The following is a 16,543-nucleotide window of genomic DNA, read 5'->3' as shown; positions in this document are numbered from 1 at the left end:
GGCGGGGCAGCGCGAGGCGATCGCGCTGCACTACCCCGCCGACCTGCCGATCACCGAGGTCGCCGACCTGTTGCACGTGTCGGTCGGCACGGTGAAGTCGCGGCTGTCCCGCGGCCGGGCGGCGCTGGCCGCGCTGCTCGGCGACCCGGACCGGGACCACCCACTCGAAAGCGTCCCCGCGAGCTCATGGAGGAGCGCCCGCCATGTCTGAGGTGCAGCGGCTCTACGACCGCACGGCGGTCTCCGACCTGATCACCGCGCCACCCTTCGCCGAGCTGGAGAGCCGGGGCCGGCGCCGCGCCGACCGCACGCGGCGCGCCCGGCTGGCCGGCGTGGCGGCCCTCGCCCTGCTGATCCCCGGGCTGCTGCTGGCGATGCCCGGTGGCGACGCGCGCAACACGCCGATCACCGCACCGGCGGCGTCGCTGCCGGCCTGGAGCGCGTTCGACATCATCGTCCAGTTCCACGACACCCGGTACGGCGTGGCGCAGTACCCGGCCGAGACCTGCGGCGACGGCTGGTTCTCGGTCACGCGGGACGGCGGGCGGACGTGGAGCGACCTGCGCCCGCACCCCACCGTGCCGGATCTGGCCACCGGCCCCGACGGCAGCTGTGCGCGGGCCGCCGCGGTGGTGGCGGGGCCCGACACGTTGGTGCTGGCGACCGCGCTGCCACGGCCCGCCGCGGCCGCCGAGCCGACCGTGCCCGACGCGCCCGGCGGGCCGGTCCGGCCCGACGCGGCCGCCGAGCAGGCCCGGCCCGACGCGGCCGCCGAGCAGGCCCGGCCCGACGCGGCCGCCGAGCCGACCCTGCCCGACGCGGCCGGCCAGCAGGCCCTGATCAGCCACGACGGCGGCCAGACCTGGCGCGAGTACCGGCCGCGGGTCAGGACCGCCGACGCGGTGCCGGACGGCATCGTGCCCCGCTGGCCCTGCGACGAACGGCCGTGCAAGGAGACCGGGCTCGGCTGGTACGACCCGACGACCGGCGACTGGATGGTGCTGGAGCACCAGCCTCCGGGCGTGCACTACAGCGGCGTGGCGGTGGGCTTCGACGGCAGCATCTGGGTGAACGGAGCGGGCCCCGACGGCGCCGGGGACTTCCAGCTCGCGGTCAGCCGCGACCGGGGCCGCACCTGGCTGGACCGCACGCCGGCCGACGACCTCGACTGGTTCGACCGCGCGGGCTTCACCGCGTACGACGGCGACACCGCCTACCTCTTCCCCATGGGTCACCCGCCGACCGACGCGTTCGCCCTGCTGCGCACCACCGACGGTGGCCGTACCTGGCTCCCGGCGCCTGCCGCGGGCCAGTTCAGGGACATCGTGGCGGTGTGGGTCGACCGCCAGGGCGGGCTGGGTGTGGCCGACCTGACCCGCCGCCAGCACCTGAGCAGCGACGGTGGCGCGACGTTCGCCCCCGTCACCCTGCCCGTCTGGACCGCGTGGGCCGTCACCGGTGGCCTCGAGGGTTCGCCGAGCGACGTCACGGCGGCGGAGCCCGCCGACTTCTATCTGAGCGAGGACGGCCTGACCTGGCGACCGGTCGCGGTCCCCTACTACCACCGGCCGTGAGCCGCAACCGGTCGTCGACCCGCTGCCGCAGCGGCGGGTCGACGCCGCGCTCGCGCATGGCCCGCCGGACGAGCGCGAGATCCGCGCCGTGTCGGCGGAGATGCGCGAGCAGCGGCTCGTAGCGGTCGGGGCGGTCGCGAACGAGCTCGGTGACCAGTCGCAGCTCGACGCGGACGGCGGGCACCACGTGGGCACCCATGCGGACGGGCACGTGGTGCCGCCAGGGACCCGGGCCGGCGCCCTCGCACACGTCGGACCCGGCCGGCCACTCCACGGTGCTGAGCTCCACATCGGTGCCGTCGACGTCGAACCGCGCGAAGTATTGCCGCGCCTCCGGTAGCCAGACCGGCGCTGTCGCGCACGGGAACCGCGACAGGGCCGCGGCGACCCGATCGACGTCGCCGCGCCGGCGTAGCAGGATGTCGACGTCACCGGCGGGCAGATCGACCCCCTGGGCCACGGCGGCCGCGGTGCCCACCAGCCGGTAGGCCGGGCGGTCGGTCGCGAGCAGGTCGAGGACCCGCGACAGCACCACCCGCAACCGCGCCGCGTCGAGCGTTCCGTCCATGTGGGTCATGCTGCCGCAGGGGTACGACATTTCCGCGCGCCACCGTGTCCAGGCCTCGCGGGCAACGCTTGGGTGACCGTAGGCCCGATCGGTTGACATGGATGCCGGACATCGCCCAAGATCTGCCTGGCGCCAAATCTCTATCATCTCGATAGGAGAAGTCTGCTTCATGCGCGGAAGACCACTCTGGACACTGGCCGTGACCACCACGATGATCGCGACCGTCGGCTGGGCCGTACCCGCCCAGGCGACCGCCCTGCCCGAGGTGCCCGACCGGCCCGTCGAGCTGTCCGCCGTCAAGGGTTTCCCACAGCGGAGCACCCTGCCGGTCTGGCCCGACAACCCGGCCGACGCGTCGATCCCGATCGGCGTCATCCCGTACGACGAGATCGCTCCGAAGCTCAACGCCCTGCAGACGGCCAGTGACCGGGTGTCCGCCCGGGTCGCCGGGAAGTCCTCGGGCGGCTACGACCTCTACGCCGTCACGGTGACCGCGCCCGAGAGCCGGTCGGAGGCCCGCCAGCAGGAGGCCTGGAAGCGGTGGATCGAGGAGGAGCCGGCCAAGGCCCGCACCGACCGCGGGCTGCTCGCCGGCTACAAGACCCCGCTGTTCGTCAACGCCAACATCCACGGCAACGAGTGGGAGGGCACCGACGCGGCGCTGCGGGTCATCGAGGAGTTCGCCACCAGCACCGACCCCGCGATCGAGCAACTGCTGCGGCGTAACCGGCTCGTCTTCAACGTCACGTCCAATCCGGACGGTCGGGTGGCCGGTCAGCGCCCCAACGCCGCCGGCTACGACCTCAACCGCGACCTGACGATCGTGTCGCAGCCCGAGACCGACCTGATCCGCGACCTGATCGTCGACACCAAGCCGATCATCACGCTGGACCTGCACGGGTACGTGAACCCGACGCTGCTGCACCCGAGCACGCCGCCGCACAACGTCAACAACGAGTACGACCTCTACATCAAGCACGGCCTGCCGAACGCGCTGGCGATCGAGGAGGGCCTGCGCGCGCTGGGCTACCCCGAGACACAGCGGGCCCGCATCCCGTTCCGGGACGACGAGCCCGGTGTGTGGGACGACTTCCCGCCGATCTACGTGCCGTCGTTCGCGATGTTGCAGAGCAGCATCCCGTACACCATCGAAGCGCCCTTGAACCCCCGCGGCAACCTGACGCCCGAGGAGCGGGTGCGCCGCTCCGGCATCAACACCGACGTGCACGAGGTCGCGATCAAGACCTCGCTGCGGTACATCCAGGACCACCGCGCCCAGGTGATCTTCGACCAGGCCGAGGTCTACCGGCGCGGCTGGGCCGGTGAGCCGCTGCGGGACATCCCGGACGGGTACGTGCCGGGTTGGGGCCTGGAGGACAACTACAAGACGGTCTTCCCCCGGTCGTACGTGATTCCGACAGGCCCCGGCCAGCACTCCGAGACGGCCGCGGCGCGCCTGGTCGACCTGCTGATCGACAGCGGTGGCCGGGTGTGGCGGGCGAAGAAGGACTTCCGGGTCGGGCACAAGACCTACAGGGCCGGCTCGTACGTGATCGACCTGCACCAGCCGAAGCGCGGACTGGTCAACTCGCTGCTGGAGCCCGGCATCGACCTGACCGACCGGGTCGACGACCTCTACGCCGGCCCGGCCGCGTGGAGCCAGGGGCTGACCTGGGGCGCGACGGTGGACACGCTGTGGGACAGGGTCCCGGACGTGCGGCTGGAGCGGGCCTGGGACGGCGAGGCCGACGGCGGCCTGCCCCGCGGCGACGAGGACCTGCGCGTCGACATCCAGGACGCGGCCGACCTGCTCGCGGTCAACTCCCTGCTGGCCGCGGGCGTCAAGGTCTACCGCCTGGCCGACGGCTCCGTCGTGATCCCGTCCAGCCGCACCAACCGGCGGTTGGCGGCCGAGCAGGTTCGCCTGCACGACGTCACGTTCGGCACGGCGCCCCGGCACTGGCGCGGAACGTTGCTCGACGAGGTGGTGGTCGGCTACATCGGCGCGGCCGAGGAGCGGGACACGCTGCTCGACCTCGGCTTCGAGGCCCGCGCCGTCACCGCCGCCACCCTGGCGACGACCCTGACCGCCGACGTGGACGTGCTGCTCGTGGGCGGCAACCTCGACCTGGCCGGCCTGACGCCGGAGAACCGGGCGGCGCTCGACGCGTTCCTGGCCCGGGACGGTGGCGTCGTCGGCCTGGGCACGGCGGGCGCCGCCTTCAGCAACGCGGCCGCGCTGCTGACCGTGACCGCGACCGCCGGCGCCGGCCTGGCCAGCGGCGTGGCCACCATCGTCAACAGCGGCGGCCCGGTCACGGCGGGCGCGATCCCGCACTCGTTCATCAACCAGCCGGTGTGGTTCACCGGACTGGGTGCCGGAACGACGGTCGAGCAGTCGTACGCGGCCGACCCGCTGCTCTCCGGCTGGTGGGCGGCGACCGGGGCGAACGGCCAGTCCGCCGCGGCGGGCCAGGCGAGCATCGTCCGGGGCGTGAGCACCGGCGGCAACGGCACGGTCCTGTTCGGCACCGACCCGGCGTACCGGCTGCACCCGAAGGGCCTGCAACCGCAACTCGGCCGGGCGGTGCTCTGGGCGGCCCAGCGATAAACGGTCCATGGCCCGGGGGTTCGGCGAACCCCCGGGCCGCTACCGTTGGTCCGCATGACCCACGTCGAGATCGAGATCACCGCCGACCTCGTCCGGGACCTGCTCCGCGAGCAGCATCCCGACCTCGCCGACCTGCCGATCCGGCTCGGCGCGAAGGGCTGGGCCAACCAGCTGTGGCGGCTCGGCGACGACCTGGCCGTGCGGCTGCCGTGGGTGACCGGCGACGCGGACGTGTCGCTCCTCGACGAGCATCGCTGGGTGCCCGGCCTCGCCGCGCGGCTGCCGCTGCCGGTTCCGGTGCCCCAGCGGCTCGGCGCGCCGTCGGCGCGGTTCCCACGGCCGTGGCTCGTCACGACCTGGGTGCCGGGCACGCCTGCCGATCTGGCCCCGGTCACGCGCGCCGCGGACGCGGGCAGCGCACTGGCCGCGTTCCTGACCGCATTGCACCGGCCCGCGCCCGCCGACGCCCCCGTCGGGCGGGATCGCGGCGGGCCACTGGCCGAGCGTGCCCCGCAGTTCGCCTACGGGCTGGCCGACGCCACCGCGCGGGGGCTGATCGACGATCCGGCCGCCGTCCGCGCCGTCCGCGCCGTCTGGGACGACGCCGTCGCCGCGCCGCCGTGGGCGGGCCCGCCGCTCTGGATCCACGCCGACCTGCACCCCGCCAACGTGCTCACCGACGACGGCACCGTCCGCGGCGTCGTCGACTTCGGTGACCTCTGCGCCGGGGATCCGGCGTACGACCTCTCGGCGGTCTGGCTCCTGCTGCCGGACGACGTCGCCTTCTTCGCCGCGTACCGGCCGACGCCCGACGCCGCCACCCTGCGCCGCGCCCGCGGCTGGGCGATGGCCCGCGTCCTCAGTGGACTTCTCATCGGCGACAACGGCGTCCACGGCCGCCCGGGTGGCAAGCCCACCTGGGCCCCGCCCGCGTACGCCGCCCTGGCCCGCCTCACGCGGAGCTGAGGGCAGCCGCGTCCGCCCCCGGCACTGACGGCGACGCGTGTCCGGACCGATTTGATCGTCGGCACGGGCTGCGTCCCCCGGGTCGACGGGCACGCCGGATGAACGGGACTGAGTACGCGGGCGGATGTGGGGTCGGCGGCCACGTGGCAGGTTCGGGCGCGTGGAGAAACGGGGAGCGTCGTTCGGGTTGGGGGTTCTCGTCGCGCTGGGGTGGTACGCCACCGTGGTCGGCGCGGTCGTCGTCGGCGAGTCGGGCGTACCGGTCGCTCCCGATCGCGACTGCTCGGCGATGTTCAGCTGCCTGTCGCCCGCGGAGGGCGTCGTCCTGCTGCTGATCGCCGGTGCGCCGGTGCTGTTCGGGCTGCTGGTCGGCACGGTGGTGCTCGCCGCCCTGCTGGCTCGGTGGATCCGCTCCGCGATCCTCGTCGGCACGCTGTCTGCCGGCGGCAGCCTCGCGATCGTCGCGCTGGTCGGCCTGGCCTGGCGGGCCGGGCGATGAGGCGGGCGGGCTTCGGCGTGCTGCTGGTCGCCTGGCTCTACGGCGTACCCTTCCTGCTCATCGTGGGTCTGATCCGCCGCACCGCGGACCCGTACCTGGCCACCCGGGCCGCGGCCACGGCGTTCGGCGCGGCCACCGACACGATCCTGGTGTGCGGGTTGGTGCTCAACGCGGCGTTGCCGGCGGCCGGTCTGCTGCTCGCCGCCCTTGTCCGCGCGGACGAGTGGAAACGCCGCTTCACCTGGGCGCTCGGGGGCACGGCGCTGATGTTCGTCGCCGTCGCGCTCGTCGCGGGCGCGGCCACGGCGCCGGTGGTCGGTCACGTCCCGGACGACCGGGAGCCGAAGCCCCGCGTCACCCAGTGCATCCCGATCAGTGGCGGCCGCGGCTGTCCCGGCGGCTGATCACCGCCATGATGGAGGCCATGACCTCGACGGGCCGGCAACGGGTACGGGACGATCGCGAGAACAGCACGGTCGAGCAGCGCCTGATCGAGGCCGTGACCCGCGGTGAGGTGCTCGACCTGGCGGGCCTGGCGATCTCGGCCGCCGTCATCCGCGACCTCCTGCGCGGCCGGCTCGGCGGCGACGCCGACCCGCACGGCCTACGGTTGCGCGGGGCCCGGATCGACGGCCGCGTGGACCTGGAGAACGTCACCAGCGACCTGGCGCTGGAACTGCACGAGTGCGTGCTGCCGGGCGGTGTCGACCTGCGGAACGCCGCGTTGCGGTCGGTGGCGCTGGTTGGGTGCCGGATCTCGGCGGCGCCCGGCGACGTGCCGGTCGACGCCACCCGGCTGGCCGCGCGGACACTCTCGCTGGAGGGGAGCACGGTCGACGGCACGGTCCGGCTGCTCGCCGCCCGACTCGGCACACTGGACTGCGGCGGCGCGCGGCTGCGGAACCCCGACGGCCCGGCCGTCGACGCCGACGGCATGCAGGTCGAGCAGAGCGTGTTCCTGCGTGACGGCTTCTCGGCCGTGAGCGCCAGCGAACGCGGCACCGTCCGGCTGCTCGGTGCCACCGTCGGCGGGCAGCTCAACTGCGGCGGCACGCGGCTGGAGAACACCGTCGGGCCGGCGCTCAACGCCGACAACCTCTCGGTCAAGCAGAACGTGCTGCTGCGCAACGGGTTCAAGGCCACCAGCGCGGGCGAGCAGGGCACGATCCGGCTGATCGGCGCGCACGTCGGCTCGCTGAGCTGGGGCGGCGCCCGGCTGACGAACGCCGCGGGCCCGGCCCTCGACGCCGACGGTCTCGTGGTCGACGGCAACGCGTTCCTCGACGACGGCTTCACGGCGTCGGCCGTGTCCGGGGCCGCCACGATCCGCCTCCCGGGCGCCCGCATCGGCGGCGTCCTGGACTGCGGCGGGGCACACCTGGCCAACACCGCGGGCCCGGCCCTCGACGCCGGTGCCCTGCAGATCACCCACGACCTGATCCTGGCCAACGGCTTCACCGCCACCGCGGCCGGCGACGACGCCGTGCTGCTGCTGACGGGCACCCACGTCGGCGGCGCGCTGTACCTGGACACCGACGGCCTCACCGGCGCCGCGCCGGCGCTGGTGGACCTGGACGGCCTGACCTACACGGGCCTGCCGCGCCCTGCGGCGGCGGAGCGCTGGCTGACGCTGCTGCGCTCACACACACCCGGGTACGCGGCGCACGCCTACCAGCAGCTCGCGGCGGCCTACCGCACGGTCGGCCACGACCGCGACGCCCGCGCGGTGCTCATCGCGCAACGCCGCGACCACCTCGCCCGCGCCGGCCTGACCTGGTCGGAACGCGCCTGGGGCCACATCACCGGCGCCACCCTCGGCTACGGCTGGCAGCCATGGCGTGCCCTGCTCCTGCTGCTCGCCACCCTGGCGGCCGCGGTCACGCTCAGCGTCGTGGCCGCCCACCACAACGGCCTCGCCGCCAAACCCACACCGCCCACCACCCTCCCGGCAGGGGGCAAGGCCGTCGCCTGCTCCACCATCGATCAGGTCGGTGTCGGTCTCGACCTCGGCACGCCGCTGATCAAGACCGGTGCCCGTGACCGTTGCCAACCCACTGATACGACCATGGGTCAGTTGGTCACCGTTGCCGGCTGGGTGCTGCAGCTGTTGGCCTGGACCTTCGCCACCCTCTTCATCGCCGGGTTCACCAGCGCGGTCCGCAAGACCTGACCGCCCGGCGTCTCGACCCCGGCGGCAGCCGCGACGCGCGCCAGGTCATGGCGGGCCGCGGCCGCGCAAGCGCGACCGCGGCCACGCTCGACCTTCAGCCCTTCACGCAGACCACCTGCTTCAGGTGGGCCACGACCTCGACCAGGTCGGACTGTTCCGCGATGACCGTGTCCAGGTCCTTGTAAGCCCCCGGGATCTCGTCGACCACGCCCGCGTCCTTGCGGCATTCCACGCCTGCCGTCTGGGTCGCCAGGTCGGCCGTCGTGAACGTCTTCTTCGCCTGCGTGCGTGACATGCGGCGGCCCGCGCCGTGCGACGCCGAGTTGTAGGCGTCGTCGTTGCCCAGGCCGCGGACGATGTAGGAGCCCGTGCCCATCGAGCCCGGGATGATGCCCAGGTCACCCCGGCCCGCCCGGATCGCGCCCTTGCGGGTCACCAGCAGGTCGACACCTCCATAGCGCTCCTCCGCCACGTAGTTGTGGTGGCACGAGATCGGCGACTCGAAGCGCGCCGTCGGCACCGCCGACCGCAGCACCCGGCACAGCAGCGCCAGCATGACCGCGCGGTTGCGGGCCGCGTACTGCTGCGCCCACGTCAGGTCGTGCCGGTAGGCGTCCATCTCCGGCGTGCCGGCGACGAACACCGCGAGGTCGCGGTCGGGCAGGTCGGCGTTGTGCGGCAGCTTGCGGGCCGTCGCGATGTGCCGCTCGGCCAGCTCCTTGCCGATGTTGCGCGAGCCCGAGTGCAGCATCAGCCAGACCTGGCCCGCCGCCGGGCCGCCCTGCTCGACGCAGACCTCGATGAAGTGGTTGCCGCCACCGAGCGTGCCCATCTGGCGCGTCGCCCGGGTCTCCAGAGAGCCGACGTCGGCGGACAGGTCGCCGAAGCCCGACCAGAACTCGGACCAGCCCGCGGTCGGCAGGCCGTGCAGGCGGTGCGGGTTGACCGGGTTGTCGTGCGCGTTGAAGCCGACCGGGATGGCCGCCTCGATCGCCCGGCGCAGCGGGCCCAGGTCGTCGGGCAGGTCGGCGTCGGTCAGGTTGGTGCGGACCGCGGACATGCCGCAGCCGATGTCGACGCCGACCGCCGCGGGCGCCAGCGCCTGCCGCATCGCGATCACCGAACCGACCGTGGCGCCCATGCCGTAGTGCACGTCGGGCATGACGGCCACGCCGTCGACCCACGGCAGCGTGCCGATGTTGCGGAGCTGGCGGGCCGCCTGCTCTTCGATCGTCGCCGGGTCGGTCCAGACCCGGACCGGCGCGCGGGTGCCCGGAAGCAGGGTGTAGCTCATGGTTACTCCATAGCAGAGGGGGAAAGAGAACGCCGCCCGAACTCGGTCGTCGCGGGCGGGCGGCGCGAGGCGCGGGACGCGTCGCTCAGCTCGACCGGCGGACCGGGCGGGTGGGTAGGGAGAGGCAGGGCAGACCGGCGACAGCGGTGCACAACCGCCTCATCTCGCCCAGCCGCCGCATCTCGACATCTCCCTCGCTCCAGCACCTGCCGTGTGCGGAAACGGTATGGCGCCACCGCCGGCGCCCGCAACGCCATTAAACGAAACGCCGCGGCCGGGGCACCGTTGCCCCGGCCGCGGCAGTCCACGGAGGCTGGCGGCTACTCGGCCTCCAGCGCCAGGTCCATGTGCCCGGCGAGGCCCTCGGCGAGCGCCGCCAGCGTCGGGTGCTGCCACACGAAGTTGCCCGCCAGCTTCACCCCGAGCCCCGCCTCGAGCCGGGCGCGCAGCTCCATCGCCAGCAGCGAGTCGAAGCCCAGCGCCCGCAACGGCGTCTGCGGGTCGAGCGCCCGGTCACCGAGCCGCATCACCGCCTGCACGTGGCCACCGACATAGGCCTCCAGCGCCGTGCGCCGGGCCAGGCCCGCCGGCGTCGCCGCCAGATCGGCCCGGATGTCCCCGGGGACGGGCACCGGGCCGGCCGGTGCCGGCCCCGAGGGAGCGACCGCCGAGCCCACCAACACGTCCGCGAAGAACGGGGACGCCGGCGCCGGCACCCAGCTCGACGGCGGGCCCGGGATGACACCCGTCCGCACCCGCTCGTGAGCCAGCAATGTGGACAGTGCGGCGAACCCGTCGGCGGTCCCGATCGTGGTGTAGCCCCGCGCCGCGAAGTCCGTGGCCGCCCCGGTCTCGCCCCACGGCCCCCAGTTGACGGCCAGCGTGGGCAGGCCCTGCCCCGCCCGCCACGACGCGAACCCGTCGAGCCAGGCGTTCGCGGCCGCGTACACCGTCTGCCCGGCATTGCCGATCAGCGACGCCATCGACGAGAACACCACGAGCCAGTCGAGCCGGTGTCCCGCGACCGCCGCGTGCAGCGCCCGTGCCCCCTCCACCTTCGGCCGCCAGACGGTGTCGAACTGCTCGGACGCCACCGTCATCAGCGCCGCGTCGGAGAGCACCATCGCCGCGTGCAACACACCACAGAGCGGCCGCCGGTACGCCGTGGCGGCGGCGACCAGCGCCTGCGCCGTGCCCGGCTCCGCGACGTCGCCCCGGATCACGGTGACCCGCGTGCCACCGGCCCGCAGCGCCGCGATCGCCGCCGCCGCCTCCGGTGACGGCGCCCGCCGGCCGTTCAGCACCAGATGTCCGGCCCCCCGCGAAGCGAGCCACGACGCCGCCGCGAGCCCGACACCGGTCAGGCCGCCGGTGATGACGTACGACCCGTCGCTCCGCACGGGCGGCCCGTCCGGCCGCGCGGCCCGCAGCGTGCCCGACCCCGGCACGGTCAGCACCAGCTTCCCCTGGTGCGCCGCCGCGGCCATCGTGCGCATCGCCTCGGTCGCGGACGTCAGCGGGTACGACCGCACCGGCAGCGGCGGCAGCGACCCGTCGGCGAGGCCCGAGAGCACCTCGTGCAGCACCGTCGCGAACAGGTCCGGCCGCCGGTTCTGCAGCTCGATCAGGTCTACGGTCGCGAACGTGATGTTGTGCCGCAGCGGCGCCAGCCCGAGCGCCCGGTCGGCGAGGATGTCCCGCACACCGAGCTCCACGAACCGCCCGAACGGCCGCAGCGTCGAGAGCCCCGCCCGGATCGCCGGCCCGGCCAGCGAGTTGAGCACCACGTCGACGCCCTCGCCGCCGGTCGCGGCCAGCGTCTCGTCGGCGAAGTCCAGCGAGCGGGAGTCCATCACCGTGGTGACGCCCAGCTCCCGCAGCCGGGCCCGCTTCTCCTCCGTGCCCGCAGTCGCCAGCACCGTGGCGCCGAGCCGGCGGGCCACCGCGATCGCCGCGAGGCCCGTGCCGCCCGTTCCACTGTGGATCAGCACCCGCTCGCCGGAGCGCAGCCCGGCCACGTGCCGCAGCGCGTACCAGGCGGTCAGGTAGCCCGTGAGCTGACCCGCCGCGACCACCGGGTCGAGCCCGCCGGGCATCCGCGCCACCGCGGTGGCCGGCACCGTGAGGAACGAGCCGAACGCGCCGCCGCGCAGGTCGACGGCGAGCACCGACTCCCCCACGGCCAGCGGCACGCCGGAGCCGACGGCGGTGACCACGCCGGAGCACTCGAACCCGATCCGGTAGCGGACGTCGTGCCCGTCGCCCGGCAGCAGGCCGAGCACGGTGAGCACGTCCCGGAAGTTGATCCCGGCCGCCGTCACCTGGATCTCGACCTCGCCCGGCCCGGGGCGCCGGCGGTGGCCGGCGACCAGCTCCAGCGCCGACAGGTCGCCGAGCTGACCGGCCCGCAGCCGGAACGCGTCCACGCCGCACCGGACGTCGACCGTCTCGGACGTCGCGACCGGCGCGTACGCGAGGCGCGCCACGGAGCGCTCGCCGGAACGGTGCCGGACCTCGTCGTCCGTGCCGTCGGCGAGCAGCTCCGCGGCGAGCAGGTCGGCGTCCGTGGACTCGACCAGCGCCGCGCGCAGCTCGGGGTGCTCGATCGCGAGCACCCGGATCACGCCGCGCAACGCCGCCTCGTCCAGCGAACCACCGGTGACCAGCACCAGCCGCGGCGGCACCGGTTCGGTGCACAGGGCCTGGGCCACCCCGACCACCCGCCGCACCCGGTCCAGCGCCACGTCGCCGTGCGCGTAACCGCCGCAGACCAGCGCCACGACCCCGGGCAGCACCCCGCCCAGCAGGCCGGGCACCTCGTCGGCGAGCGGCACGTCGAGCACGTCGACCGCGGCGCCACGCCCGCGCAGGGCCGCCGCGACCGGCGCGACCGCTCCCCCGCCCTCACCGACCAGCAGCACCCGCCCGGTCCCCGCGGCGGCCGGCAGCGGCGCCGCCACCCACCGCGGCTCGAGCAGCCAGGACGCGGGCGAGGCGGACGACGGCACCCGCTGGCGCACGCAGCGCAACCCGCGCACGGTCAGCAGCGGCGCGCCGGCGCCGTCGCGCAGCACGACGTCACCCACGAAACCGGCGGCGTCCGACGCGACCAGCCGGGCCTCCGCGAAGGCGGCCAGCGACAGGTCGCCGGTCACCGCGACGCGGGCGATCCCGACGGGCAGCACGAGCCCGTGCCCCGCCGCGTCGTCGAGCGCCGTCGCGACCAGCAGCTGGGCGCACATGTCGAGCAGCACCGGGTGGGCCGCCAACCCGCCGGCGGCCACACCGGGCGGCGTGACCCGGGCCCGGGCGGCGGTGCCGTCGGCGGAGTGGGTCAGCCCGCTCAGCCCGGCGAACGCCGGCCCGTGCGCGATGCCCCGTGCCCGCATGGCCGCGTAGAGCGCCGGCGCGTCGCCGGGCACGTCACAGGCGACCTCGAAAGTGTCCGTCGTGGAGCGTCCGGAGCGCAGCCGGGCGGTGGCGTGCCGCACCCAGGCACCCTCGGCGTCCCGCGCGAACACCTCGCACTCGGCCCGGTCGGGCCCGGTCACCGTGACCGTGGTGCTCACCTCGGTGCGCGGGTCGAGCCGGAGCAGCTCCTGGAACGCGAGGTTCTCGACCACCACGTCGTCGGCCGGCACGCCGAACACGCCGCAGGCGGCGGTGAGCGCCAGCGCGTGGAACGCCGCGCCCGGCAGCACCGGCTCGTCGTGCACCCGGTGGTCGGCCAGGAACGGCAGCGCGTCGGTGCCGGCGTCGCCGACCCAGGTGTGCCGCACCGGGTCGCCCGCGACCTCGGTGTGCGTGCCGGGCAGCCCGGTTGCCAGCGGCGCGGGCCCGGCCGGCTCGGCCAGGTCGATCCAGTGCCGCCGCCGGTCGTAGGTCAGGGTCGGCGGGTCGGCCAGCTCGGCGTCCCCGTAGAGGACGGACCAGGCGACCGGCACGCCCGCGCAGTGCAGGGCGGCCAGCGCCGTGCGGAACGTCGCGAGCTCCGGCTCCTCGCGGCGCAGCGTGCCGAGCACCACGGCGTCGTCGGTCAGGCTCTCGCGCACGGCGGCGGTCACCACCGGATGCGGCGCCACCTCGAGGAACACCCGGTGCCGGTCGGCCGCCGCCGCCTCGACCGCGGCGGCGAAGCGCACCGGCCGGCGCAGGTTGCGGCACCAGTAGTCGGCGTCGAACGCGGGCTCCTCGGAGCGCGGGTCGAGCACGGTGGAGTAGAAGCGGACGGCCGGGTCGCGCGGGCGCAGGTCCTTCAGCGCCGCGTCCAGGTCCTCCAGGAGCGGGTCGACCTGCGGCGAGTGCGAGGCGACGTCGACCGCGACCAGGCGCGCCGAGACACCCTCGGCCTCCCAGGCGTCGACCAGCAGCCGCACCCACTCGTCGTCGCCGGCGACCACGGTGCTGGACGGGGCCGCGACCACCGCGACGGAGACGTCCGCGGCGGCCCCGGCGGCGGCGATGTCCGCCTCGACCTGGGCGCGGCCGAGCGCCACGCTGGCCATCGCGCCCGCGCCGGCGATCCGCTCCAGCAGCGCCGAGCGGCGGCAGATCACGGCGACGCCGTCGGCCAGCGAGAGCGCGCCGGCGACGACCGCGGCGGCCACCTCGCCCATCGAGTGGCCGAGCACGCCCGCCGGAGTCACGCCGTAGGAGCGCCACAGGTCCGCGAGGGCGACCTGCACCGCGAACAGCACCGGCTGGACGAAACCGCAGCCGGACACGGGCTGGCCGGAGCGGACCACGTCGAGCACGGAGAAGCCGGCCTCGGACGAGATCAGCGCGTCGCTGCGGGTCAGGCTGGCCGCGAACGCCGGCTCGGTGGCGAGCAGCTCGCGACCCATCCCCGCCCACTGCGAGCCCTGCCCGGAGAACACCCAGACCGCGCCCCGGGCCGGCGCGCCGCCGGGCACCTCACCGTCGACCACGAGCGGGTCGACCCGGCCGGCCGCGTACGCCCGGAGCCTGTCGGACAGCTCCTCGGTGTCGGTGGCGACGACGCCCAGCCGCCCGCGCCCGCCGGCCCGGCGCAGCGCCAGCGTGTGCGCGACGTCGCGCAGGGGCGCGTCCTGCCCCTCCCCGTCGAGCCAGTCCGCGAGCCGGGTGGCGGCGGCCGGCAGCGCGGCCCGCGAGCCCGCCGGGACGACCACGACCTCGGGTTCGCCGGTGGACCGCGTCGTCGCGGGCGCCGACGGCAGGTTCGGTGCCTCCTCGAGCACGACGTGCGCGTTCGTGCCGGAGAAGCCGAACGAGGAGACGGCCGCCCGGCGCACCGCGGCGCCGTCCGGCCAGCGGGTGGTGCCGGTCGGCACGAACAGCCCGGCCGTCGACGGGTCGGTGCCCGGCGTCCACCCGGTGAAGTGCAGGTTGCCCGGGATCACGCCGTAGTCGAGGGCGAGCACCGTCTTGATCAGGCCGACGATGCCGGCGGCCGGTTCGAGGTGCCCGACGTTCGACTTGACGGAGCCGATCGCGACCGCGCGCCCCTGACCGCCGTACACCCGGGTCAGGCTCGTCAGCTCCGTCGGGTCGCCGAGCCGGGTGCCGGTGCCGTGCGCCTCGACGTAGCCGACCTGGCTGGCGTCGAGGCCGGCGCGGACCAGCGCGGCCCGGTAGCAGGCCTCCTGCGCTTCCGCCGACGGCGCGCTCAGGCCGTCCGAGCGGCCGTCCTGGTTGACCGCCGAGCCGCGCACGACGGCGAGGATCCGGTCGCCGTCGCGCAGCGCGTCGCCGAGCCGCTTGAGCACGACGGCGCCGGCGCCCTCCGAGCGGACGAAGCCGTCGGCGTGCGTGTCGAACGCCCGGCAGCGGCCGGTCGGCGAGAGCATGCCGAACCGGGTGAACTCGCGGGTCGTGCGCTCGTCGACGATCAGGTTGACGGCGCCGGCGACCGCGACGTCGCACTCCCGCTCGCGCAGCGCCTGCGCGGCCTGGTGCACGGCGACGAGTCCGGACGAGCAGGCGGTGTCGACGCTGACGGCCGGGCCGTGCAGCCCGAGCAGGTACGAGATCCGCCCGGCGGCCACGCAGTGCCCGTTGGTCAGGATGCCGCCGGCCAGCTCCTCGGGCTGGCCGGCCAGGCGGTTCATGTACTCGTCGTAGCTGAGCCCGAGGAAGATGCCGGTCGGCTCGCCGGCCAACCGGTCCGGCGGGAGGCCGGCGTGCTCGAACGCCTCCCAGACCACCTCGAGCATCAGCCGGTGCTGCGGATCGAGCACGTCGGCCTCGCGCCGGGACACACCGAAGAAGTCCGCGTCGAAGCCGGTGACGTCGGCCAGCCAGCCGCCGTCACCGGGCGTGGTCGCGCCCGGTGACGGTCGTCCGGCCGGGAAGGGTCCGACGGCGTCGCGGCCGTCGGCGAGGAGCCGCCACAGGGCGGCCGGCGAGTCGACGTCGCCGGGCAGCCGGCAGCCGATCCCGACGATCGCGATGTGCTCGTGTTCCACGGGGGCAGTTTCCTTCCGGAAGAAATGCGATGTCAGAGGGCGTCGGGGCCGCCGAGCAGGATGGCGCTCTGCACGCCGCCCAGCTGGTAGGTGAAGCTCAGCGCGTGGTCGAAGGCGTGCGGGACGCTCTCGTACCCGGGCAGGGGGTTGAACGGCAGGAAGTCCAGCGGCTCCTCGCAGTTCGCGGTCGGGCAGACCGTCCGGCGCTGCATCATCAGCAGCGTCAGCGCGACGCCGAGGGCGCCGGTGGGCGCGCCGTTGTGGCCGAAGCAGCCCTCCTGCGAGGTCATCAGCAGGTCGCCGGCGCGGTCGCCGAAGAGCGTGCGGATCGCCTCGGCCTCCTGCACCGCCATGCCGCCGTCGCTGCCGCCGTGCACGTACCCGACCTGCTCGATCGGCCGGCCACCGAGCGCCT

Annotated in this window: 11 protein-coding genes; 7 read left to right on the top strand and 4 right to left on the bottom strand. The window is 75.0% G+C overall.

What is annotated here, in order from left to right; translation table 11 throughout:
- Positions 1-211 (top strand): RNA polymerase sigma factor (locus tag Asi02nite_RS38840; RefSeq protein ID WP_275410442.1); only part of this gene is annotated, 211 nt, incomplete at its 5' end.
- Positions 204-1,574: a hypothetical protein gene (locus Asi02nite_RS38835; RefSeq protein ID WP_203719054.1), complete on the top strand. Its 1,371-nt coding sequence runs from the start codon at positions 204-206 to the stop codon at positions 1,572-1,574. The genes Asi02nite_RS38840 and Asi02nite_RS38835, both read left to right, overlap by 8 nt.
- Here Asi02nite_RS38835 and Asi02nite_RS38830 read toward each other — a convergent pair.
- Positions 1,486-2,142, bottom strand: a complete 657-nt coding sequence (locus Asi02nite_RS38830) for a hypothetical protein (protein ID WP_203719053.1) — start codon at positions 2,140-2,142, stop codon at positions 1,486-1,488. The two genes, Asi02nite_RS38835 and Asi02nite_RS38830, sit on opposite strands and share 89 nt — an antisense overlap.
- Before the next feature lie 169 nt (positions 2,143-2,311).
- On the opposite strand from Asi02nite_RS38830, the gene Asi02nite_RS38825 reads away from it, so the two are divergent.
- The 5 genes from Asi02nite_RS38825 (at position 2,312) to Asi02nite_RS38805 (ending at position 8,388) form a co-directional block, all read left to right on the top strand.
- Positions 2,312-4,753 (top strand): M14 family zinc carboxypeptidase, encoded by a 2,442-nt coding sequence (locus Asi02nite_RS38825; RefSeq protein WP_239127624.1) that lies wholly within the window; start codon positions 2,312-2,314, stop codon positions 4,751-4,753.
- Between the two features lie 54 nt (positions 4,754-4,807).
- On the top strand, positions 4,808-5,719 hold the full coding sequence (locus tag Asi02nite_RS38820; protein WP_203719052.1) for an aminoglycoside phosphotransferase family protein: 912 nt from the start codon (positions 4,808-4,810) through the stop codon (positions 5,717-5,719).
- A gap of 160 nt (positions 5,720-5,879) precedes the next feature.
- Positions 5,880-6,218 carry a hypothetical protein gene (locus Asi02nite_RS38815; protein WP_203719051.1) on the top strand — a complete coding sequence of 113 codons (339 nt, stop codon included), beginning with the start codon at positions 5,880-5,882 and terminating at the stop codon, positions 6,216-6,218.
- Positions 6,215-6,622 carry a hypothetical protein gene (locus Asi02nite_RS38810; protein WP_203719050.1) on the top strand — a complete coding sequence of 136 codons (408 nt, stop codon included), beginning with the start codon at positions 6,215-6,217 and terminating at the stop codon, positions 6,620-6,622. Before Asi02nite_RS38815 ends, Asi02nite_RS38810 begins: the two co-directional genes overlap by 4 nt.
- A 20-nt stretch (positions 6,623-6,642) precedes the next feature.
- Positions 6,643-8,388, top strand: a complete 1,746-nt coding sequence (locus Asi02nite_RS38805) for a hypothetical protein (protein ID WP_203719049.1) — start codon at positions 6,643-6,645, stop codon at positions 8,386-8,388.
- Positions 8,389-8,482: 94 nt separating this feature from the next.
- On the opposite strand, the gene Asi02nite_RS38800 is transcribed toward Asi02nite_RS38805, so the two are convergent.
- From Asi02nite_RS38800 to Asi02nite_RS38790, 3 genes are all read right to left on the bottom strand, one after another.
- Entirely contained in the window at positions 8,483-9,682 is a 1,200-nt protein-coding gene (locus Asi02nite_RS38800; RefSeq protein WP_203719048.1) for an RtcB family protein, read from the bottom strand.
- A 320-nt stretch (positions 9,683-10,002) separates the two neighbouring features.
- Positions 10,003-16,128, bottom strand: a complete 6,126-nt coding sequence (locus Asi02nite_RS38795) for a type I polyketide synthase (protein ID WP_203719047.1) — start codon at positions 16,126-16,128, stop codon at positions 10,003-10,005.
- A 32-nt stretch (positions 16,129-16,160) separates the two neighbouring features.
- Positions 16,161-16,543: beta-ketoacyl-[acyl-carrier-protein] synthase family protein (locus Asi02nite_RS38790; RefSeq protein WP_203719046.1), on the bottom strand; the 383-nt coding region annotated here is incomplete at its 5' end.

Origin of the sequence: Asanoa siamensis (assembly GCF_016862555.1) — a bacterium.
GTDB classification, from domain to species: domain Bacteria; phylum Actinomycetota; class Actinomycetes; order Mycobacteriales; family Micromonosporaceae; genus Asanoa; species Asanoa siamensis.
This window is presented reverse-complemented; position numbering and strand designations above follow the sequence as displayed.

Excerpts from the sequence above, each read along its gene's own strand:
- Asi02nite_RS38835 (WP_203719054.1), top strand. The coding sequence starts at position 204 with ATGTCTGAGGTGCAGCGGCTCTACGACCGCACGGCGGTCTCCGACCTG.
- Asi02nite_RS38825 (WP_239127624.1), top strand. The coding sequence starts at position 2,312 with ATGCGCGGAAGACCACTCTGGACACTGGCCGTGACCACCACGATGATC.
- Asi02nite_RS38830 (WP_203719053.1), bottom strand. The coding sequence starts at position 2,142 with ATGGACGGAACGCTCGACGCGGCGCGGTTGCGGGTGGTGCTGTCGCGG.
- Asi02nite_RS38820 (WP_203719052.1), top strand. The coding sequence starts at position 4,808 with ATGACCCACGTCGAGATCGAGATCACCGCCGACCTCGTCCGGGACCTG.
- Asi02nite_RS38800 (WP_203719048.1), bottom strand. The coding sequence starts at position 9,682 with ATGAGCTACACCCTGCTTCCGGGCACCCGCGCGCCGGTCCGGGTCTGG.
- Asi02nite_RS38805 (WP_203719049.1), top strand. The coding sequence starts at position 6,643 with ATGACCTCGACGGGCCGGCAACGGGTACGGGACGATCGCGAGAACAGC.
- Asi02nite_RS38810 (WP_203719050.1), top strand. The coding sequence starts at position 6,215 with ATGAGGCGGGCGGGCTTCGGCGTGCTGCTGGTCGCCTGGCTCTACGGC.